Below are 20,489 nucleotides of genomic sequence, written 5' to 3' on the forward strand. Positions count from 1 at the left end.
ACTCAGTCGTGGGCCCGCGCCAGGTGCTGGCCGCGGAGGATGGCGTAGAGGTGGTCCGGGTCGTGCGGAAAGGGGAATCCCATGGCGCAGGCCCGTTCCGCGTCCTGCCGGATACCGCGCAGCGCCCCGGGGGAGAGGTCCCGGACGCCCGGGCCCTCGGCGCGCAGCCAGTCAAGCAGGTCGTCCCAAGTGGTCCAAACGCCGGCTGCCAGAACTGTTTGCACCGCGGCGCGGTCGAACTCTTCGGCACGCAGGTCTTCGGTCGTCGTATCGTCCTTTTCGGCCATACCCCGTGCGGTACCCGGTGATCCGGAGGGCAAACTCCCGGCCGTCTGCCGGGGGCCGGGCCGGTCGTGGCCACCGCGAGTGCGCCCAGGAAGCCGAAAACAACCACGACTGAGTGACGGGCGCGTCCGGCCACCGGGCTCTCCGGTGGCCGGACGCGTTCACCCATCAGGGCTTGAGGACGACCTTCTCGCAGTTGTCCTGCTTGTTCTTGAACAGCTCGAAACCGCGCTCGGCCTCCTCCAGCGGCAGGGTGTGGGTGATGATCCGGGTCGGGTCCAGCTCGCCCTGTTCGATCCGCCGCAGCAACGGTTCCATGTAGCGCTGCACGTGGCACTGACCGGTCCGCAGGGTCAGCGACCGGTTCATCCACGCACCGGCCGGGAACTTGTCGAGCAGGCCGCCGTAGACGCCGATCACCGAAACCACGCCGCCGCTGCGGCAGGAGAGGATCGCCTGGCGCAGCGCGTGCGGGCGTTCGGTCTCCGACCGCACCGCCTGCTTGACCCGGTCGTAGGCGGCGACGTGCGCGCTGCCGTGGGTGGCTTCCATCCCGACCGCGTCGATGCACTTGTCGGGACCGCGGCCGCCGGTCAGCTCCAGCAGCCGGGACCGGACGTCGACCTCCTCGAAGTTCACCGGGATGTGGCCCGCCCGTTCGGCCAGCTGCAGCCGGTACGGCTCCTTGTCGATGGCGATCACTTTGGCGGCACCCAGGACCCGGGCGCTGTCCATGGCGAACTGGCCGACCGGACCGGCACCCCACACCGCGACGACGTCGCTGGAGCTGATGTCGCACATCTCGGCGCCCATGTAGCCGGTGGGCAGGATGTCGGACAGGAACAGCACCTGCTCGTCGGTCAGGTCCGACTCGATCTTGATCGGGCCGACGTCGGCGAACGGCACGCGTGCGTACTGCGCCTGGCCGCCCGCGAAACCGCCGGTCAGGTGCGAGTAGCCGAAGATCCCGGCGACCGGGTGGCCGAACATCTTCTCCGCGATCCCGGCGTTGGGGTTGGTGTTCTCGCAGCAGGAATACAGTTCCGCGGCGCAGGCGGCGCACGCGCCGCAGGCGATCGGGAACGGCACGACGACCCGGTCCCCGACGCGCAGCTTGCCCGGGTCGACGCCCCGGCCGACCTCGACCACCTCGCCCATGAACTCGTGGCCGAGGACGTCGCCGTCCTGCATGGTCGGGATGTACCCGTCGACCAGGTGCAGGTCCGAGCCGCAGATGGCGGTGGAGGTGATCCGCACGATCGCGTCGCGGTGGTTGAGGATCTTCGGGTCCGGGACGTCGCGGACCTCGACCTTGTTGCGGCCCGACCAGGTGTTGGCCCTCATGCGTCCGCTCCCTTCTCGAGTTCGGCGTCCGACAGCGGTTGTGCCGGACGCTGCGGGAATTCCTTGCGGGCCCGCTTGCCCCACGGGGCACCGTCGGACCGGACGACTTCGCCGGTTTCCAGGACCTGCTTGAGCCGGCGCAGGTCGTCGTCGAGCTGCTGGTGCGGTTCCTCGCCGAAGTACTTGGCGACCGCCTTGCCGACTGCGCCACCGGGGATCTGGTAGGTCAGGACCACGTGCACCTCGGTGCTCTCCCCGTCGGGGGCGGGTGCGAACCGCACGGTGCCGGAGTTCGGCACGTCGGCCTTCCCGGACGACTGCCACGCGATCCGCTCGCCCGGCGTCTCCTCGGTGATCTCCGCATCCCACTCGACGTCCTTGCCGAACGGCGCACTGGCGGCCCAGTGGCTCGTCCGGTCACCGGTGGTGCGGACCTGTTCGAGGTGCGCCATGAACGAGGGGAGGTTCTCCAGGTCGCGCCAGAAGGCGAAGACGTCCGGCGGTGGTTTGCGGATGGTGGTCGCTGCGGTCAGTTCCACGGAATCTCCTTTGCGTGCGCCCCGCGCGGCCCGCGCGGAGCTGATGTGTTCCGCGCGGGTGGCCTGCACGGCGGTCAGCAGGTCCAGCGCGGTGATCCCGGCGATGGCGCCGGTGACCCCGGCGAGCCGCCGCCGGCGGTCCCCGCCACGGCGGGCGAGGGCCAGGCCGAGCGCGGTCAGGTCCATCGCGTCGCCCGCGACCCGGGTCCAGGCCCAGATGCCCTTCCGCCTGCTCGCCAGCAGCCCGGCCGCGTGGACCAGTTCCCGCAGGCCGACGGCCGGCACCACGGCCCGCGACTTCGCCGAATCGTCGACGCCGCTGATCCGGCGCACGGTGTGCGGGGCGGCCAGCTGCGCCACGCCCAGGCCCAGGCTCAACCAGCCCAGCCGCCGGCCCCGCCGCTGCACTTTCTCTTGCTCTTGCTCTCTTCGTTCCGTTGTCGGCCTCATCCTGCGGCGGCTACCCCTCGGCGATCCGGCTAACCGGCCGACTCGTTCGAACGGCCGCGGTCGTTCGCGGTTTATCGGTTGCCCCCGAGGCAATCCGGCGCCCGAGGGGAACATCCACAACGAGGAGGCAGCGGTGAAGGCAGTGGTGTACGACGGGCCACGGCAAGTCAGCGTCAAGGACGTGCCGGACGCGAAGATCGAGCGGCCGACCGACGTCCTGGTGCGGATCACCTCGGCGAACATCTGCGGCTCGGACCTGCACATGTACGAGGGCCGGACCGATTTCGAGACCGGCCGCTGGTTCGGGCACGAGAACCTGGGACAAGTCGTCGAGGTCGGCTCCGGGGTCGACAAGGTCCAGGTGGGCGACTGGGTCGTCATGCCGTTCAACATCTCCTGCGGGCACTGCAAGAACTGCGAACGCCAGCTGACGAACTACTGCCTGACCGCCCAGCCCGAGCCGAAGATGGCCGGTGCCGCCTACGGTTTCGCCGACATGGGCCCGTATGCCGGGGGACAGGCCGAGCTGTTGCGCGTGCCCTGGGGTGACTTCAACTGCCTGCGGCTGGGCGAGGACGCCGAGCAGCGCCAGACCGACTACGTGATGCTCGCCGACATCTTCCCGACGGGCTACCACGCCACCGAGATGGCCGGCGTGCGGCCCGGCGACCAGACGGTCGTCTACGGCGCGGGACCGGTCGGGCTGATGGCCGCGCTCTCGGCGACCATTCGCGGGGCGGGCAAGGTGATGGTCGTCGACCGGCACGCCGACCGGCTGCGGCTGGCGGAATCGATCGGTGCGATCGCCATCGACGACTCGAAGGTCGACCCGGTGCAGGCCGTGCTGGACGAAACGATGGGGCTGGGCGCGGACAACGGCTGCGAGTGCGTCGGCTACCAGGCGCACGAGCCCGACGGCCAGGAGCGGGCCAACCTGACGATGAACCGGCTGGTCGCCTCGGTCCGGTTCACCGGGACGATCGGCAACGTCGGTGTCTTCGTGCCCCAGGACCCCGGGGCCGAGGACGAGCTGGCCAAGCAGGGCAAACTCGCCTTCGACTACGGCATGTTCTGGTTCAAGGGCCAGCACATCGGCACCGGCCAGGCCCCGGTCAAGAAGTACAACCGGCAGCTGCGCGACCTGATCGCCGCGGGCAAGGCGGAGCCGTCGTTCATCGTCAGCCACGAGCTGCCCCTCGACCAGGCGCCGGAGGCCTACGAGCACTTCGACAAGCGGGAAAACGGCTGGACGAAGGTCGTGCTGCACCCGGCGATGGCGGGTGCCTGACATGTCCGGAGAGCTGAACGGACGCCGGGTCGCCATTCTCGCGGCCGACGGGGTGGAGCGGGTCGAACTGGAACAGCCACGGCAAGCGCTGGACGACGCCGGCGCCCGCACCACCGTGGTCTCCATCGCCGGCGGCGAAATCCAGGCGCGCGACCACGACCTGGCGGACGCGGGCACCTTCGAGGTGGACCAGCTGGTCGGCGAGGTGTCGGTCGACGACTACGAAGCGCTGCTCCTCCCCGGGGGGACGGTGAACCCGGACAAGCTGCGGATGGATTCCGCGGCGGTGCAGTTCGTCCGGGACTTCGTCCGGTCGGGCAAGCCGGTCGCTTCGATCTGCCACGGCCCGTGGAACTTCGTCGAGGCCGACGTCGCGCGGGGCCGCCGGCTGACTTCGTGGCCGAGTGTGCGCACGGATCTGCGCAACGCCGGGGCCGAGGTGGTGGACGAGCCGGTCGTCACCGACGGCAACATCACCACGAGCCGATCCCCGGACGACCTGCCGGCCTTCTGCGAGCGCATCGTGAAGGAGTTCGCTTCGTAGACCGCTGCCGGGCCGGACGCACTTCGTCGATGACGAGGTGCGTCCGCTCTCCGTCCGGGCCGTTCTGCGGCGGCCGCGCAGAATCCGCTGCCTCGTCCGTTCGGATGACACTGAGACGATTGATGCAACACCGTCGGTGGCTGAACCGACTCGGGAGACACGATTTCACCTCGGCGCAGGCGGGCTCAGGATGCCTTGAGGTTCAGCTATGAGAGTTCAGCCGATTCCGGACTGGCTGCGGACCGACGTGAGCCGGGCAGCGCAGGCCGGCGCCGTGGTGGGCGACGCCACTTATCAGCTGGGCCGGCTGCTCGGGTACCTCGCCGCTGCCCTTCGCGGTGGTGTCGCGGTCGTCGGGGGAGCAGCCGCCGTCATCAGCATGGCGCCGCCGGCCACGCCGGCGTGGGTGCTGCCGTCGGCGGCGATCAACGTCGGGTGGGCGAGCACCCTCGCGTGGATCACGGCCACCCGTGGCCTGGTCACCTGGGTGATGACGACCGACATCGTGCTCACGAGCGGGCTGTGCCTCGGGCTCGGCCGGCTGGTCCCGCCGGCTGTGCTGCCCGCAGGCGCCAGCTGGGTCTCGGTGCTGGCGAGCATGACGATCGTCTCGGCGCATCTGGCCTGGCGAGCACGAACGGCGGTCCTCGCGGGCTTGTTGGTGACGGCGGCTTATCTCGTCGGGGCCGGCTGGGCCGAGGCCGTCGACGGTGGGGTGATCGCGGCGATCGTCTTCCTGATCCAGAACGCCTCGATGGCCGTCATGATGGTGTTGCTGCGGCAGGCGACCCGATTCGCGGACACCGCGCTGGGCGCGTACCACGAAGCGGAACGGGTGTCGTCGGTGGAACGCGCCCGTCGCGCCAGCGCCCGGGAGCAGAACCGCCGGTTGCACGACACCGTGCTGGCCACCCTGACCATGGTCGGGGCCGGAGCCATCCAGCGCTCCACCCCGGCCCTGCGCGAGCGGGCGGTGGCCGACCTCACGGTGATCGAACGGTTGGCCGAAGAGACGGTTCGAGCCGCCGGCTCGGTGCGTCTCGACCACGTCCTCGACGGGGTCGTCGCCCGGTACGAACCCTTGGTCGTGGTGTCCCCCCGACTTGACGCCTGTGTGGTCCCCGAGCCGGTCGCCGACGCGGTCGCCGGTGCCGTCGGCGAAGCGCTCCTGAACGTCGTCCACCACGCGGGCACGCGCGACGTACTGCTGGAGACCAGCGCGTCGAGCACCGGCTTTTCGGTGACTGTCGTCGACAGCGGTCGCGGGTTCGACAGCGCCGCGGTGCCGGCCCACCACTACGGCATCCGCGAATCCGTCGAGGGGCGGATGCGAGCCGTCGGGGGCGAGGGCTGCGTGGTTTCGGTACCGGGCGCCGGAACCCGCGTGGAGCTGAGGTGGCCGTGCGATGACCGGTGACGAGCAGGTGGTTTCGGCCACGGCCCGACGGTACGCGCGGGGCACGATCGTCGGCGCGGTGGTCATCGTCGTGGTTTGGCACACGGTCAACGACACACCGGCGACGATCCTGAGCTGGGCGGGTTACCAGTGGCCGGAAGCTGCCGCAGGAGCGTGGTTCCTCTATTCGGCAATCGGCGTCTTTGCGGCGGCGGACCTGCTTCGCGGCCGCTCGACCGTGCGGAAGAGATGGCTCTGGGCAGGCGCTGCGCTGGGGCTCTCCGCCTTGGTGGCTGTGCTGTGCGGCGGAGATGTGGTGACGTTCCAGAACTGGGGGTGGGGCTCGGTCGGCTGGCTGGCCGTGCTGCTCTTCTGGGATCGCCCGCTCGTCGTGCTCGCCGGCTTCCTGCTGGCCAACGTCGCGGTGAACGGTGCGATCATGGTGCTGCTCCACCCGCCCGACCGCACCGCCGTCGCCCGGTTCACGATGATCGTCTACGGCAGCATCGCTCTGCAGCTGGCCTTCGCGGTGGGAGCGCGGGCACTGGCGGCGACGGCGGGAAAGGCCGCCCGGGCGGCCGTGGCGCGGAACGCGACGATCACCGAAGGACTCGTGGCGGAGGCGGCGGACCGGGTCCGGCAGCAGCGGTACCAGGCGTTGCAGCGCAGCACGGCCCCCGTCATCGCGAAACTCGCGGACGGCACCAGCGACCCCGCCGACGAAGCCGTGCGCAGGACGTGTGCCGTGGAGTCGGCGCGGTTGAGGCGGCTGCTGGCCGAAAGCGACGACGTACCCAACGCGCTGTTGCACGAGCTGCGTGCGTGCGCCGATGTCGCCGAGCGCCGTCGGGTCGTCGTCGACTTCGCGGTCTCCGGCGTCGTGCCGAGCCTCGACGTCGGCGTGCGGCACCTGCTCGCCGAACCGCTCATCGAGGTGCTGAGCACCACTCGGACGGCGGCACGCGTCACCGTGATCGGGCTCCCGGACGAAGTGAGGGTGAGTGTCATCGCGGATGCCGCCGACCTCGCGACGACGAGATCGGACGACAGGGTCGTGACCGGGAGCCACCGCGAAGGAGATCGGCTGTGGACCGAGGCAATCTGGCGGAGACCGTCACCGTCGCCATCGTCGAAGACCACCCGGTGGTCATCGCCGGGGTCCGGCACTGGATCGACACCGACAGCCGGCGGCGGGTGAAGGTCGTCAGCGCGGGTGACACGGTCGCCGAGGTGACCGGTGGGCCGGGCGCGGCCGCGGATGTCGTGCTTCTCGACTTGAACCTCCACGGCAACCTGGTGCTCGATCAGGTCGCCGAACTCACCGCCGCGGGGCGCCGGGTCGTCGTGTATTCGCAGCACACCGACGCCGAAATCGTCCAAGCGGTGTACGAGGCAGGTGCCGGATTCCTCGCCAAGCACGAGGGCGAAGACCACTGCGTCGACACGATCGTGGCGGCGGCCGGCGACCGGCCGCACGTCACCCCGGCCGCGGCCGGCGCGATGCTCGCCGACCGCCGGCCGCAACGGCCGGTGCTGTCCGAGCGCGAGCTGGAGGCCCTGCGGCTGTGGTTCCAGTCCATGTCGAAGGCGTCGGTCGCCGCTCGGATGGGGATCAAGGAAAGCACGGTCAAGCAGTACATCGACCGCGCGCGGGTGAAGTACGCGAAGGTCGGGCGGAAGGTCGCGGGCAAGGACGCGATGCTGGCCCGCGCGATCGAGGACGGCATCGTCCGCGCGGACCAGGTCGGCGAGTATACGTCGTTCGCCAAGGACCAGGAGTGAAGACGGGTACTCGGTCGCGACGTGGTGTGCCTTTCCTCTGCCTGGTCAGGGGACCGTCAGCGCGGCTTGGGCCTGGACGTGGTCGACGAAGGTGTCCTTGCGGGCGACGAGCCCGTCCTCGTCGAGGGTGACGACGTCGAGGCAGTCGAACCGGATGGGCCGAGCGGTGGCGTCCGGACCGGGGAGCTCGGCGGTGAGTGCCCAGTCGAGGATCCAGTGGCGGTCGGCGGTGATCACCCGGTGGGTCTCGAACCCGAGGCCGGGCCACTGTTCGAACAGGGCGGCGAAGGCGTCGCGAACGGCGGTCCTGCCCACGACGGGCCGGCCGCCGTCGCGGAGCCAGAACCGCGTGCCGGGTGAGTGCAGGGTGACGATCGCGTCCGGGTCGCGGGTCGCGAACGTCGCCGCGTAGTTCTCGAACAGCCGGCGAACATCCATGGCGCGGCTCATTTCACCTCGTAGACGCGGTAGCCGACGTGTCGCATCGACAGTTCGTTGACCGCGATGGTCACGGTCGAGTTCAACCAGGAATAGGCGTCGGCGCCGGTCTCGAACAGGGGCGCGGTGCGCACGTACCCGTCCTGGTGGCCGATGGTCTCGCCGGCGAGCAGCCGGCCGGCTGCTTCGGCCGGCAGCGACGCGCGGCCGGTGACCGTGACGTGCACCAAGGCGCCGTCGTGGGTGCGCATCGTCGCCCGGACGTCGAGCCGGGCGACGCGGTCGGCGTCGACCAGGATCCAGTCGCCGCCGCCGGGGAGGAACTCCCCGCGCAGCCGCTGGCCTTCGACGGTGCCGCGTTCCACCACGGCGGTCATCCGCGTGCCGACCGGCGTCGGGAACGTGTGCACGGCCTGGAACTCGATCCGGAAGTCGCACAGGTGCTCCACCGGCAGCGAGGTGACCGGCTCGGCGTCAACGAGTGTCATGCTGCCCAGCTTGACGGCGAGACGTGGAAAACACAAGTATTAACTTTGATTTACCAAGTGTCCTCTTGGAGGTATAGTCGCCGCGTGGCGGCACGTTCGTACAACCAGTACTGCGCCGTGGCCAGGACCCTGGACGTGGTGGGCGAGCGCTGGTCCCTGCTCGTCGTCCGCGAGTTGCTCGACGGTCCCAAGCGCTACGTCGACCTGCAGGCCGGCCTGACCGGCGTCTCGACCGACATGCTCGCCGCCCGGCTGAGGACCCTCGAGCAGGCCGGGGTGATCACCCGGCGGACGCTTCCCCCGCCGGCCGCGTCGAAGGTCTACGAGCTGACCCCGCTCGGGCGGGAGCTACGCCCGGCGGTGACCGAACTCGCCCGCTGGGGCCTGCGGCTGCTCGACGAACAACGCGAGGACGACGACTTCCAGATCCACTGGATCACCCCGTCGCTGCGGGCGATGTTCCACCCGGAAGCGGCCCGGGACGTCACCCTCACCGTCGAGTTCCGGATCGGGACCGGCGTTCTGCACGCCGGCATCCATGACATGGCCCTCGACACCCATCCCGGCCACGCCGAGAACCCCGACGTCGTCCTCACCTTCGACGACGCCGCCACACTGGCCCGGCTCGGCCGCAGCCCGGCCGAGGCAGCGGCCGCCGTCTCGGCAGGACGTCTTCGCGTCCAAGGCGAAGCCGACGCCGTCCGGACCACCGCCCGCCTCTTCGGCGCCACCCGTCAGGAGCTCGAAGCAGCGCCTTGAGCTCCTCGGGGAACTGTGCCGGGATCGGGGCGCTCACAGCTTGCACGACAGCGTCGCCATGTCACTGTCCTTGGGTTTGAACAGCCCCTCGAAATCTCCGCCGGTGCCGCCGCGGTAGGCATCCGCCGCGTCCGGCAGCGTGTCCACGAAATCGTGCCGCCACTGTGTACGCAGGTAGTCGCTGATCACGGAGTTCAGCTTGAGGCAGTCCTCGTGGTGCTGCCCGAGCAATCCGACACCGTAGTACTGAAGCTCGCCGAACACACCCGACAGGACGACCTTGAACTTGCCGGGCGCCGCGTGGGTGAAGCCATAAAGGATCAGGGTGTCGCTGAACACCGCGTCGGTTCCGCCCCGCTCAAGCAGGTCGACGCACTCTTGGGTGCTGGGGTCGCGGGTCGCCATGTTCGCGCCGGGGATCGGCACCGCGGCATTGGTGGTCGTGCTGACGGTGCAGACGCTTTTCCCGGCCAGGCTGTCCTTGCCGGTGATGCGTGTGTCGTTCCCGCGGACGAGCAGCGCCTGGGGGGTGATCATGTACGGGCCGGCGAAGTCGATGCCGTCCTGGTTGCGTTGCGTTGTGATCGAGTACGTCGCGATGACGATCGTCGCCGTGCCGCTCTTGAGCTTGCCCGCTCGGTCCGTGGAGGTGAGCGGGGTGTTCGCGACCGGGGTGTGCAGTCTCGCCCCGATCGCGTTCATCAGGTCGATGTCGAAGCCTGCGGGATTGGTGTCGCCCAGCGAGAAACCCGGCGCGCGGTCGCCGACGCCGACGGCGAGCGGCGCCGTGAGGATGGACGGGGGCGGTGGCGGGGAAGTGCAGCCGGCCAGCACCAGGAGCGAGCCACCGACGGCAAGCCGCCGCACGATCCGCGCCACCCTCATGAGTCCTCCAAGGCTGCCGTCACCCGTTCCGCAGCGTCGCGCTGGTGACGAACAGGTCCACCGCGCAATTCCTGTCGTCTCGAGTGTTCATGACGGTGATGTCGAGGTGCAGGTGCTCGGTCCCGTCCGGCAGGTCGAGGTGGACGGGCGCGCCGGGAGCCGCGGTGATCGCCTGGCCGCGATTCCCCGCCGACCTCGGGGTCAGCGAGAACCTGGTGTTCGGGACGCAGCTTCCGGCACCGCTGTTGGTGTCGGCGGCCTGGAGCACCAGGTCGATCTCGGTTCTCCTGACTGCGATGTCGACGTCAAGCGCCGCCTGCCCATCGGGTAGCACGCCGGTGCTGTTGGCGAGGTGGATGCGGGAAAGCACGTCGACGACTCGATTGGCCTGGTAGTAGGACCAGGCACCCCATCCCGCGCTGCCCGCGGAATCCACGGCGAGGATGGCGATGACGACGCCCCGGGTGACTCCTGGTCCGATCCGCGGGAACCGCGGAGGCTGGAAGACTCCGACGATCCCGGTGAGGGCGGTGACGAGACTGACGATGGATCCGGCGATGGCCGCCGCGACGTCGATCTTGGCGGCGATCAACCCGAGGAGCACGACCGTCCAGACCAACGCGACCGTGGCCGCGACGACGAAACGCGGACTGAGCGGTCCTGGCGTTCCAGACCCCGGGGAACGAGCGTCCGAAGCCGAGACTTGATCAGACGACTCCTGCGGAGGGTGTTCGCCCGGTTCCTCCGTCACGGCGTCAGTCACGGCTGAAGGACCCCCGCGCATCAACAGTTTGCTGTTCTGCCAGGCAACCACCCGCCAGGACCCGCCGCAATCGGCCAAAAGGCCCGTTCCTCGTTCCGGCCGCGGGGTGCGGTTCGAGCGGGCCGGATTTCGCCGGGCAGTCCGCGGGCGTTGCCGTGGCTGATCAGACCCGGCGGCGTAACGCTTTGCGGAGCTCTTCGAACGCGAGCACGGTGGCGGCCAGTGCGGTGGCGATGCCCCAGTCGGTGGCGGTGAGCGCGGTCGTGCCGACCAGGGCCTGGGCGGCGGGAACGTGGACCGCGCAGATCTGCAGGACCAGCACGGCGGCGACGGCGGCCCAGAGGCGCCAGTTCCGCAGCAGCAGCGGGCCGAACACCGTGGCGTTCTCGTCGCGGACGTTGAGGAGGTTGAACACCTGGTAGAGCACGAAGGTCGTGAAGGCCAGCGTTTGCGCGGTGGCGGTGCCGCGGTCGAGGCCGAGGCGGTAGGCGTACAGCGTTCCGGCGGTCATGAGCAGGCCGGTGCCGGCGATGCGGGCGAGGCGGCGTCCGGTGAGGATGTGCGCGCCCGGGGGCCGGGGTGGTTCGTGCATGACGGCGCGGCGGGCGGGTTCGAGACCGAGGGCCAGTGCCGGTGGTCCGTCGGCGATGACGTTGACCCACAACAGCATCAGCGGGGTGAGCACCGCGGGTTCGGACAGGAAGACCACCGATCCGGCGACCATGGTGAGGATCGCGGCGAGGTTGGTGCTGATCTGGAAGCGGACGAACTTGACGATGTTGTCGTAGATGGTGCGGCCCTGGCGGACGGCGCCGACGATGGTGGCGAAGTTGTCGTCGGTGAGGACCATCGAAGCGGCCTCTTTGGACACGTCGGAGCCGGTGATGCCCATGGCCACGCCGATGTCGGCGCCTTTGAGGGCGGGCGCGTCGTTGACGCCGTCGCCGGTCATGGCGACGGTCTCGTGGCGGCGTTGCAGCGTCTGCACGATGCGGATCTTGTGTTCGGGGGCGACGCGGGCGAACACGCCGACGCCGGGAGCCTCCTGTTCGAGGGCGCCGTCGTCGAGCCGGTCGATGTCCTCACCGGTGATACCGCGGCCGGCGATGCCGAGGGCGCGGGCGATCGAGGTCGCGGTGGCGAGGTGGTCGCCGGTGATCATCTTGACGTCGATGCCGGCGGTGTGGCACTCGGCGACCGCGTCGGCGGCTTCCGGGCGGGGCGGGTCGAGGATGCCGACCAGGCCGACGAGGACGAGCTCGTCCGGCAGCCGCGGGGTCCCGGTGCCGTCGGTGTCGATGCCGGGCCGGTGGGCGACGGCGATGGCCAGCACGCGTTCGCCGCGGCCGGCGAGCTCCTCCAGCACCGCGGAGATCTCGCGCAACCGCCGCGCGTCCAGCGGGCGGTCGCCGCCGGTGCAGCGGACGTGGGTGGCGCGGCGGAGCAGGACGTCCGGGGCGCCCTTGACGCACACCCGCACGCCCGGTCCGTGGCGGTGGAAGGTGGCCATGTACTTGCGGCCGGAGTCGAACGGGATCTCGGCGACGCGCGGGGTGGCCCGGCGCAGCGCGGTGACGTCCACGCCGGCTTTGCCGGCGAGGGTGACCAGGGCACCCTCGGTGGGGTCGCCGACGAGCGTGCCGTCGTGCACGACGGAGTCGTTGCACAAGGCGGCGGGCACCAGCACGTCACGCAGATCGGGCAGCGGGGCGCCGTCTTCGGCGGTGATCGTCCCGGCGGGACGGTAGCCCTCGCCGCTGACGCGGTAGCGGCGGCCGGCGTGCCACAGCGTGCGGGCGGTCATCTGGTTGAGGGTGAGCGTGCCGGTCTTGTCGGTGCAGATCACGGTGGTCGAGCCGAGGGTTTCCACGGCGGTGAGGCGTTTGACGATGGCCCGGCGGCGGGCCATGCGGCGCATGCCCAGCGCGAGGGTGACCGTGACGACGGCGGGCAGGCCCTCCGGGATGGCCGCCACCCCCAGCGCGACGGCGAGGGTGATCACCTCACCCAGGCCGCTGCCGGTGACGAACTGCACCACCGCGACCAGGACGACCGCGATCCCGGCGAGGTAGGCCAGCCGCACCCCGAGCTTGTCCAGCTGCCGCTGCAACGGCGTGCGGACGGCTTCGGTGCGCTGCAGCAGGCCGGCGACCTTGCCGATTTCGGTGGCCATGCCCGTGGCCGTGACCAGTACCTCGCCGCGGCCGCGGGTGACGACGCTGGTCATGTGGGCCATGCAGGCGCGGTCGGGCAGGCCGACGTCGCCGGGAAGGGCTTCGCCGGTCTTGGCCACGGGGACCGATTCGCCGGTCAGGCCGGACTCGTCGGTCTCCAGGGTGACCTGGGCGAGCACCCGCCCGTCGGCGGGGATCCGGTCGCCCGCTTCGACCAGCACGACGTCACCCGGCACCACGTCCGCGGCCGGCAAGTCGACCACCTCCCCGGCCCGGCGCACCCGCGCCGACGGGCTCAACATCTCCCGCAGGGCGGCCACGGCCTGGTCGGCCCGGCGTTCCTGGAAGAAGCCCAGCACGCCGTTGAGACCCAGGACCACGCCGATCACCAGCGCTTCCCGGAACGAACGCTCGACGACGCCGGCCAGCACGGCGGCGAGCACCAGCACCACGTTCAGCGGATTGGCCACCTGGGCGGCCAGCGCCTGCCACCACGGCCGGGGCGCGGGCTCGGCCAGCCGGTTCGGTCCCGCGTCCGCGAGCCGGCGTGCCGCCTCAGCCGTGTCCAGACCGCGTGCGGGGTCCACGCCGAGCCGCGCCGAGACGTCGGCTGGTTCCCACCGCCACGGCTGCGGAACCGTCGGTGGCGCAGGGGGGTCACCGACCAGCAGAGGGCCTTCTACGGCGCCGCGTTCCCGGCCGGTCACGGCCGGGGTGGCGGGACGACGGCCACCGGGCAGGCGGCTTGGTGGATGCGGGCGCGGCCGGTCGAACCCAGGCGCAGACCGCGGAAGCCAGCCCGGCCGCGGGAGCCGGCCACGCCGATCTCTCCGAACCCGCCCAGCGGCCGGTCCGGCCGGCGGTGCACCGCGACCAGCGGCACACCGCGCGAGGCGGCGGTGCGGAAGGCGAACGGGATCGCCGCCGTGCTGGGAGGCGAGCTGTCCACGCCGACGACCGCGGGCCCGTCGCCCCGCGGCTCGGTGCGGGCGCCGGTCCCGCGGACCACCACGCTCGGCCGCCCGCCTGCTGCCACCATCTTGAGTCCCCCCGGCGAAAGTCGTGTGCGGATGTTCGTGCGCGGTGATCAGGCGCTGAGCCGGTCCGGCTCCAGCAGGACGTCGGCCACGGACCGTCGCGGCGTCCACGCCACCGGCTTGCCGCGGCCCAGTCGCAGCACGATCTGCGGCCACAGCCCACCCCCGAGCAGGTCGCGCAGCTCGTCACGGACGGAGCTGACCTCGACCGGCTGGGAGATGAACGACGCGTCGAGCCCGGCGGCGGTCGCGGTCAGCAGCACCCGCTGCATGGCTTGACCGGCGCGGAGCTGGTCGAGCCGGGTGTCGTCGAAGGACCCGATGACCACCACCAGCGGGTCGGATTCGTCGATCCGGCCGCGCCGGGCCGAGGGCGCGGTCCCGAAGTCGCGCAGGATCCAGCCGCCGTCGTCGGCGGGCATCGCCCCGGCGGCGTAGTCGGGGACGCCGTCGCGGCTGCCCCGCCCACGCCCGGTCCAGTACCGCCATTCGGCGACGAACGCCGGGTCGGTGAGCTGGTCCTGGTGGCTCTTGTTGACCAGTTCACGCAGCCGGTCCAGCTGGACGGCGTCCAGCCGCGGCAACCAGGCCTGCTCGATCTCGGCGGCGTGGCGCAGCCTGGCCACCACGGACGCGGGGACGGCGGCCTTCTCGAACGGCGTGCGGTTGGTGTGCCGGCGGGGGATCGCGTCGGCCAGCTCGACCAACCGCGGATCGGGCCGTCGGGCGGCGAAGGGCCGCACGACGGCCAGCAGGTCCGGTTGGTCCCGGCGGGGCAGCAGAGTCGTGGCCGGGTGCGCGCCGAGGGCGTGGATCGCGGTGCGCAGGTTGAACAACGCGGCCCCGCAGGACAGCAGCAGCTCACGCTGATCGGCGTCGACGACCGGAAGCGCGCGCTCGGTGTCCGCGTGCAGCTCGAGACCCACGGGCGTGCAGCGGAACCGCCAGGGCTGCGTGTTGTGCGTGGACGGCGCCAGCACCGCGGCACCGATCACGGACTTGACCTGGTCGGAGTCCAGCAGGCCGACCGGCGTGATGGTTGAAGTCATGTCTCCCCCCATGCCGCGGCGCGGCACGTTGCGGATCGGAAAGCTCGGCTCGAGGATCTCCCGGGCGGACCGGGCCCCGAAAGAGCACAAGGTCACCAGCGGTGAGGCCCGGGTCGAGCCGCTCGGCGCGGTGGAGCCTTTGGTCCTTCGGGCCGGGGACCTGTGGTTCTGGGTGGACCCGCGCGGGGTGAAGATGATCAGCGCATGCAGATCCACATCAGCACCGACAAGAACGTGCACGGCAGTGACGCCCTGGTGCGACGCGTCGAGCAGGAGCTCGAGACCGCGTTCTCCCGGTCTTCCGAGCGGATCACCCGGCTGGAAGCCCACCTCGGCGACGAAACCGCCGCTCACGCCGCCGGCCCGGACCGGCGGTGCGTGCTCGAAGCCCGGCTGGCCGGGCACGGGGTTGTCTCGGTGACCCACCACGCCGGCTCGGTGACCGACGCCTGCCACGGGGCCATCCGCAAGCTCGAAAGCGCGCTGGAGAGCAGGTTCGGCCGGCTGTACCGGCACAAGGGCGGGGAGTCCATCCGGCACCGGGACGTACCGGCCGACCCCGGCCGGACCGGCGCGCCCGCTGCCGGCGCGCACTGACGCTCCTCGCCGGGAACGCGGGCGAGGCGGCGTTCCCGGCGAGGACCAACAGCCCCTCCGAACGAGGACCTACGGCACCCGGCGGTGGACCGTTGTGCAGTGTCCGGCACGGTTTGCGAACCGGTGGGATGGAGCAGGCCGAGGACCGACCTCACGGCCCGGCGGCCGCCGAAAGGCACAGTCTACTTCGGACACCGACGTGGAGATGACGATGCGCAAGTACGTGTACGACTTCGCCGAGGGCAACCGGGCCATGGTGGATCTGCTCGGGGGCAAGGGCGCCAACCTCGCCGAGATGACGGTGATGGGCCTGCCGGTGCCGCCGGGGTTCACGATCACCACCGAGGCGTGCCGGGCGTACCTGGCCGCCGGCGCACCACCCGAGGGGCTGGCCGAGGAGGTGGCGGAGCACCTGCACGCGCTGGAGCGCGCGATGGGCCGGAAGCTCGGCCAGGTGGACGAGCCGCTGCTGGTTTCGGTCCGGTCCGGAGCGCGGTTCTCGATGCCGGGGATGATGGACACCGTTCTCGACATCGGGCTGACCGACGAATCGGTGACCGGGCTCGCCGCGTGGTCGGGGGACGAGCGGCTGGCGTGGGACTCCTACCGGCGGCTGGTGCAGATGTTCGGCACGACCGTGCTGGGCGTCGACGCCGCCCACTTCGCCGGTGCGTTGCGGGCGGCGAAGCAGACCAAGGGCGTCACCGGTGACCTCGGCCTGGACGCGGCCGATCTGCGGGCGCTGACCGCCACGTTCAAGGACATCGTCCGCGAACAGGCCGGCCGGGAGTTCCCGCAGGACCCGCGCGAGCAGCTGAACCTCGCGATCAACTCGGTGTTCGAGTCGTGGAACACCGACCGGGCCCACGTCTACCGCCGCGCCGAGCACATCCCCGAGGACCTGGGTACCGCGGTGAACGTGTGCGCGATGGTGTTCGGCAACCTGGGTGAGGACTCCGGCACGGGCGTGGCGTTCACCCGCGACCCGGCCACCGGGGCACCCGGTGTCTACGGCGACTACCTGGCCGACGCCCAAGGCGAGGACGTCGTGGCCGGCATCCGCAACACCCTGCCGCTGCACCGGCTCGCCGATCTGCAGCCCCGGGCGTACGAGCAGCTGCTGGGGATCATGCGGACGCTGGAGGAGCACTACCGCGACCTGTGCGACATCGAGTTCACCATCGAGCGCGGCCGGCTGTGGATGCTGCAGACGCGGGTCGGCAAGCGGACCGCGGCCGCCGCGTTCCGCATCGCCGAGGCCTTGCGCGAGGAAGGCGTGATCGACGCCGACGAGGCGCTGCGGCGGGTCACCGGTGCGCAGCTGGCGCAGCTGATGTTCCCCCGCTTCGCCGACACCGCCACGGCGCCGGTCGCCACCGGCGTTGCGGCGTCCCCGGGCGCGGCGGTCGGCGAGGCCGTGTTCGACTCCGCCACCGCGGTCCGCCGGGCGGAGGAAGGCGCCGCCGTCATCCTGGTGCGGCGGGAAACCAATCCCGACGACCTCGACGGGTTGATCCACGCCCGCGGCGTGCTCACCAGCCGCGGCGGCAAGACGTCGCACGCCGCCGTCGTTGCGCGCGGGCTGGGCCGGACCTGCGTCTGCGGGGCCGAATCCCTGGCCGTCGACGTGGCGAACCGCCGGTTCACGACCGCGGACGGCACGGTCGTCGCCGAGGGCGACGTGATCTCCATCGACGGGACCGCGGGCGAGGTGTACCTCGGTGAGCTGGCCGTGGTGCCGTCGCCGGTCGTCGACTACTTCGAAGGCCGCCGCGAGCCCGGAGCCGATGCGCTGTTGCAGGCGGTCGACCGGATCATCACGCACGCCGACGCCCGGCGGCGGCTGGAGGTGCGGGCGAACGCCGACACTCCGCAGGACACGCGCCGGGCCCGCCGCCTCGGGGCGACCGGGGTCGGGCTGTGCCGCACGGAGCACATGTTCCTCGGCGATCGGCGGGTGCTGGTCGAACGGCTGATCCTCGCCGGGACCGAAGCCGAACGCGAGTCCGCACTCGCGGCGCTGCTCCCGTTGCAGCGAGCGGACTTCGTGCGGATTCTCGAGGAGATGGACGGGCTGCCGGTCACCATCCGGCTGCTGGACCCGCCCCTGCACGAGTTCCTGCCCGACCGCACGGCGCTGACCGCCGAAGTGGCGGTGGCCAACGCGCTCGGCCGGCCGGGTGCGCCGGAGGACCTGCTGCGCGCGGTGGACCGGCTGCACGAGCAGAACCCGATGCTGGGCACCCGCGGAGTCCGGCTCGGGCTGGTCGTGCCCGGTCTCTACGAGATGCAGGTGCGCGCCATCGCCGAAGCCGCCGCGACCCGGGTGCGCGCAGGCGGTGCCCCGCGGGTGGAGATCATGATCCCGCTGGTCGCCGACGTGCGTGAGCTGGACATCATGGCCGGCCGCGCGCGGCGGATCCTCGACGAAGTCACCGCCGGGACGGGATTCCCGTACGAGATCGGCACGATGATCGAGCTGCCCCGGGCCGCGGTGACCGCGGGCCGGATCGCCGGGTCGGCGGAGTTCTTCTCCTTCGGCACCAACGACCTGACCCAGACGGTGTGGGGATTTTCGCGGGACGACGTCGAGGCGTCGTTCTTCCCCGCCTACCTCGCCGCCGGCATCTTCGGCGTGTCCCCGTTCGAAACGATCGACCGGGACGGCGTCGGCCGGCTCGTCTGCGACGCCGTGGAAGCGGGCCGGGCCACCCGCCCGGGCCTGGTCATGGGTGTGTGCGGCGAACACGGCGGCGACCCGGCGTCGATCGCGTTCTTCCACGAGGCAGGCCTCGACTACGTGTCCTGCTCGCCGTTCCGGGTGCCCGTCGCCCGGCTCGAAGCCGGGCGCGCGGCCGTCGGCCAGGCCGACAGCGCCGTCGACAACCGATAGGAGACAGGAGTGCCCGTGACGGCAACGAGACCCGCCCCGACGGCCATCCGGCCGCAGGCGGGAGGCGAACACGGCGAAGGCGCGTGGCTGCTCGTCCTCATCGGGGGCGCGACGGCGATGTCGATCCGCACCGCGGCATGACCGGCACCCCGCGCATCGCGGTCGTCGGCGGCGGGATCTCCGGGCTCGCCACGGCCTACTTCCTGCGACGGCGTCCCGATCCGCCCGAGGTCTTCCTCGTCGAGGCCGACGACCGCCTCGGTGGGAAGATCCGCACCCACGACGTCGAGGGCCTGCCGGTGGACACCGGACCGGACGGCTTCCTGGTCCGGGCGCCCCGGATGCGGGCGCTGGTCGACGAACTCGGCCTGACGGCCGCGCTCACGGCCCCCGCCACCGCGCGGTCCTACCTGTGGACCCGGAACGCCCTGCGGGCCTTGCCCGCCGGCGCGGCCTTCGGCATCCCCCGCCGGATGCTGCCGCTGGTGCGCTCCCGCCTGCTGTCCCCGACCGGGCTGGCCCGCGCGGGGCTGGACCTCGTGCTCCCGGCCACGCGCCTGCCCGGCGACCCTTCCGTCGCCGAAGTCGTGGGTGCCCGGTTCGGCGCGCAGTTGCTGGACCGGCTGGTCGGTCCGCTGGTCGGCGGGGTGTACGCCGGACGGCCCGACCGGCTGAGCGCGCGCAGCGCGACCCCCGACGTCGCCGCACTGGCCCGCCGGTCCCGCAGCCTCTACCTGGGGCTGCGGCGCACCGGCAGCCCGGTCCCGGGGCCGGCCTTCATGACCGTCGACGGTGGCCTGGGCCGGCTGGTGGACGCGCTGGCGGCCGGCCTCTCCGACGCCGATGTCCGGCTCGGCAGCCGGGTGCGCGGAATCGACCGCGGCCCCGGCGGCTACCGGCTGCGGTTCGCCGGGCGCGGCCCCGAAGAGGCCGACGCCGTCGTGCTCGCGGTGCCGGCGTTCGCGGCCGCGGACCTGCTCGCGCCCTTGAGCCAGGAAGCGGCGCTCGCCCTCGGCGAGATCCCCTACGCCGACGTCGCGAGCGTGACCCTGGCCTACCCGCGTGCCGCGCTGCGGCGTCCTCTCGACGGCACCGGTTTCCTCACTCCCGCCGGTGAAGGACGGCTGGTCGTGGGCTGCACCTGGTTGCCGGCGAAATGGCCGCACCTCGCCGACCCGTCGGTCGTGCTCCTCCGTTGCCTGGTCGGCCGGCACGGCGACGCCCGGTGGCGTGCCCTCGACGACGACGCGCTCGTCGCGCGGGTCCACCGGGAACTGGCCGAAGCGATGGGCATGACCGCGGGACCCGAGCGCGGGCACGTCCAGCGCTGGCCGGCGGCGCTGCCCCAGTACACCATCGGCCACCAGGACCGGCTCAATCGGATCGACGCTGGATTGCGCGGCCTGCCGGGAATCCGGGTGACCGGGGCCGCGTACCGCGGTGTCGGCTTGGCCGCGTGCGTCACCGAGGCCGAGCGGGTGGTGGCGAAGGTGCTGGCGGACATCCACGAGCGGGACGGCGCGGTGCCGGCGGCTCGCGCCGACGACTGCTGGACGAGTGATGTGTAAGTCCGGTTGGCGAGGGTGCTTCGTCGTTGCGGACCTCGCTTTGCCGCGGCTGGGCGGGGGACGCTGCTGCCGCGGCTTTGGAAGAAAGAATGTCTCTGCCGCGGCTTGGAAGAAGAGAATGTCCTCGCCGGACGGGCAATGCCGCTAAGTTAGTGGGCGGGGTCGAGGAGCTTTATGCGTGCCAGTTCGGTGTATGTCGTGGTGTGATGG

Annotated in this window: 20 protein-coding genes; 10 read left to right on the forward strand and 10 right to left on the reverse strand. The window is 71.5% G+C overall.

Going from position 1 to position 20,489, the window contains the following annotated elements; all coding sequences use genetic code 11:
* Nucleotides 1–2 precede the first annotated feature (2 nt).
* The 3 genes from ACWEGE_RS44880 to ACWEGE_RS44890 all read right to left on the reverse strand — a co-directional run bounded on the left by ACWEGE_RS44880 (nt 3) and on the right by ACWEGE_RS44890 (nt 2,576).
* A complete protein-coding gene (locus tag ACWEGE_RS44880; protein WP_449666627.1) occupies nt 3–287 on the reverse strand; it encodes a hypothetical protein in 285 nt (94 codons plus the stop codon).
* A 166-nt stretch (nt 288–453) separates the two neighbouring features.
* Complete coding sequence (locus ACWEGE_RS44885) at nt 454–1,629, reverse strand: zinc-dependent alcohol dehydrogenase (RefSeq protein WP_449666628.1); 1,176 nt, start codon at nt 1,627–1,629, stop codon at nt 454–456.
* Entirely contained in the window at nt 1,626–2,576 is a 951-nt protein-coding gene (locus ACWEGE_RS44890) for an SRPBCC family protein (protein ID WP_449666629.1), read from the reverse strand. The genes ACWEGE_RS44885 and ACWEGE_RS44890 overlap by 4 nt, the downstream gene beginning before the upstream one ends.
* A gap of 175 nt (nt 2,577–2,751) precedes the next feature.
* Between ACWEGE_RS44890 and ACWEGE_RS44895 the strand changes: the two genes are divergently transcribed.
* The 5 genes from ACWEGE_RS44895 (at nt 2,752) to ACWEGE_RS44915 (ending at nt 7,628) form a co-directional block, all read left to right on the forward strand.
* Nucleotides 2,752–3,906 (forward strand): glutathione-independent formaldehyde dehydrogenase, encoded by a 1,155-nt coding sequence (locus ACWEGE_RS44895; protein WP_449666630.1) that lies wholly within the window; start codon nt 2,752–2,754, stop codon nt 3,904–3,906.
* A 1-nt stretch (nt 3,907) separates the two neighbouring features.
* Nucleotides 3,908–4,450: a type 1 glutamine amidotransferase domain-containing protein gene (locus tag ACWEGE_RS44900; protein WP_449666631.1), complete on the forward strand. Its 543-nt coding sequence runs from the start codon at nt 3,908–3,910 to the stop codon at nt 4,448–4,450.
* Nucleotides 4,451–4,658: 208 nt separating this feature from the next.
* Nucleotides 4,659–5,867, forward strand: coding sequence for a sensor histidine kinase (locus ACWEGE_RS44905; RefSeq protein WP_449666632.1), 1,209 nt, complete (start codon nt 4,659–4,661; stop codon nt 5,865–5,867).
* A complete protein-coding gene (locus ACWEGE_RS44910; RefSeq protein WP_449666633.1) occupies nt 5,857–7,044 on the forward strand; it encodes a hypothetical protein in 1,188 nt (395 codons plus the stop codon). Before ACWEGE_RS44905 ends, ACWEGE_RS44910 begins: the two co-directional genes overlap by 11 nt.
* On the forward strand, nt 6,933–7,628 hold the full coding sequence (locus ACWEGE_RS44915) for a response regulator (RefSeq protein ID WP_449666634.1): 696 nt from the start codon (nt 6,933–6,935) through the stop codon (nt 7,626–7,628). The genes ACWEGE_RS44910 and ACWEGE_RS44915 overlap by 112 nt, the downstream gene beginning before the upstream one ends.
* A 45-nt stretch (nt 7,629–7,673) precedes the next feature.
* On the opposite strand, the gene ACWEGE_RS44920 is transcribed toward ACWEGE_RS44915, so the two are convergent.
* On the reverse strand, nt 7,674–8,066 hold the full coding sequence (locus ACWEGE_RS44920) for a nuclear transport factor 2 family protein (RefSeq protein ID WP_449666635.1): 393 nt from the start codon (nt 8,064–8,066) through the stop codon (nt 7,674–7,676).
* Nucleotides 8,067–8,074: 8 nt separating this feature from the next.
* Nucleotides 8,075–8,554 carry a DUF3237 domain-containing protein gene (locus ACWEGE_RS44925; RefSeq protein WP_449666636.1) on the reverse strand — a complete coding sequence of 160 codons (480 nt, stop codon included), beginning with the start codon at nt 8,552–8,554 and terminating at the stop codon, nt 8,075–8,077.
* 84 nt (nt 8,555–8,638) lie between these two features.
* Between ACWEGE_RS44925 and ACWEGE_RS44930 the strand changes: the two genes are divergently transcribed.
* On the forward strand, nt 8,639–9,313 hold the full coding sequence (locus tag ACWEGE_RS44930) for a winged helix-turn-helix transcriptional regulator (RefSeq protein ID WP_449666637.1): 675 nt from the start codon (nt 8,639–8,641) through the stop codon (nt 9,311–9,313).
* Between the two features lie 33 nt (nt 9,314–9,346).
* Here ACWEGE_RS44930 and ACWEGE_RS44935 read toward each other — a convergent pair whose 3' ends face one another.
* The 5 genes from ACWEGE_RS44935 to ACWEGE_RS44955 all read right to left on the reverse strand — a co-directional run bounded on the left by ACWEGE_RS44935 (nt 9,347) and on the right by ACWEGE_RS44955 (nt 15,221).
* Nucleotides 9,347–10,192 (reverse strand): transporter substrate-binding domain-containing protein, encoded by an 846-nt coding sequence (locus tag ACWEGE_RS44935; RefSeq protein ID WP_449666638.1) that lies wholly within the window; start codon nt 10,190–10,192, stop codon nt 9,347–9,349.
* Nucleotides 10,193–10,217: 25 nt separating this feature from the next.
* Nucleotides 10,218–11,012, reverse strand: a complete 795-nt coding sequence (locus tag ACWEGE_RS44940) for a hypothetical protein (RefSeq protein ID WP_449666639.1) — start codon at nt 11,010–11,012, stop codon at nt 10,218–10,220.
* Nucleotides 11,013–11,124: 112 nt separating this feature from the next.
* A complete protein-coding gene (locus tag ACWEGE_RS44945) occupies nt 11,125–13,806 on the reverse strand; it encodes a cation-translocating P-type ATPase (protein ID WP_449666646.1) in 2,682 nt (893 codons plus the stop codon).
* A gap of 32 nt (nt 13,807–13,838) precedes the next feature.
* On the reverse strand, nt 13,839–14,174 hold the full coding sequence (locus ACWEGE_RS44950) for a universal stress protein (protein ID WP_449666640.1): 336 nt from the start codon (nt 14,172–14,174) through the stop codon (nt 13,839–13,841).
* 48 nt (nt 14,175–14,222) lie between these two features.
* Nucleotides 14,223–15,221 carry an Acg family FMN-binding oxidoreductase gene (locus tag ACWEGE_RS44955; protein ID WP_449666641.1) on the reverse strand — a complete coding sequence of 333 codons (999 nt, stop codon included), beginning with the start codon at nt 15,219–15,221 and terminating at the stop codon, nt 14,223–14,225.
* A gap of 204 nt (nt 15,222–15,425) precedes the next feature.
* On the opposite strand from ACWEGE_RS44955, the gene ACWEGE_RS44960 reads away from it, so the two are divergent.
* The 4 genes from ACWEGE_RS44960 to hemG all read left to right on the forward strand — a co-directional run bounded on the left by ACWEGE_RS44960 (nt 15,426) and on the right by hemG (nt 20,279).
* On the forward strand, nt 15,426–15,818 hold the full coding sequence (locus ACWEGE_RS44960; protein WP_449666642.1) for an HPF/RaiA family ribosome-associated protein: 393 nt from the start codon (nt 15,426–15,428) through the stop codon (nt 15,816–15,818).
* Between the two features lie 211 nt (nt 15,819–16,029).
* A complete protein-coding gene (gene ppdK / locus ACWEGE_RS44965; RefSeq protein WP_449666643.1) occupies nt 16,030–18,711 on the forward strand; it encodes a pyruvate, phosphate dikinase in 2,682 nt (893 codons plus the stop codon).
* A 15-nt stretch (nt 18,712–18,726) separates the two neighbouring features.
* The gene (locus ACWEGE_RS44970; protein WP_449666644.1) at nt 18,727–18,852 is read left to right on the forward strand and encodes a hypothetical protein; all 126 of its coding nucleotides are present in this window, start codon (nt 18,727–18,729) and stop codon (nt 18,850–18,852) included.
* A complete protein-coding gene (hemG, locus tag ACWEGE_RS44975) occupies nt 18,849–20,279 on the forward strand; it encodes a protoporphyrinogen oxidase (RefSeq protein WP_449666645.1) in 1,431 nt (476 codons plus the stop codon). Before ACWEGE_RS44970 ends, hemG begins: the two co-directional genes overlap by 4 nt.
* Nucleotides 20,280–20,489 lie beyond the last annotated feature (210 nt).

This window comes from Amycolatopsis sp. NPDC004747 (assembly GCF_053601335.1).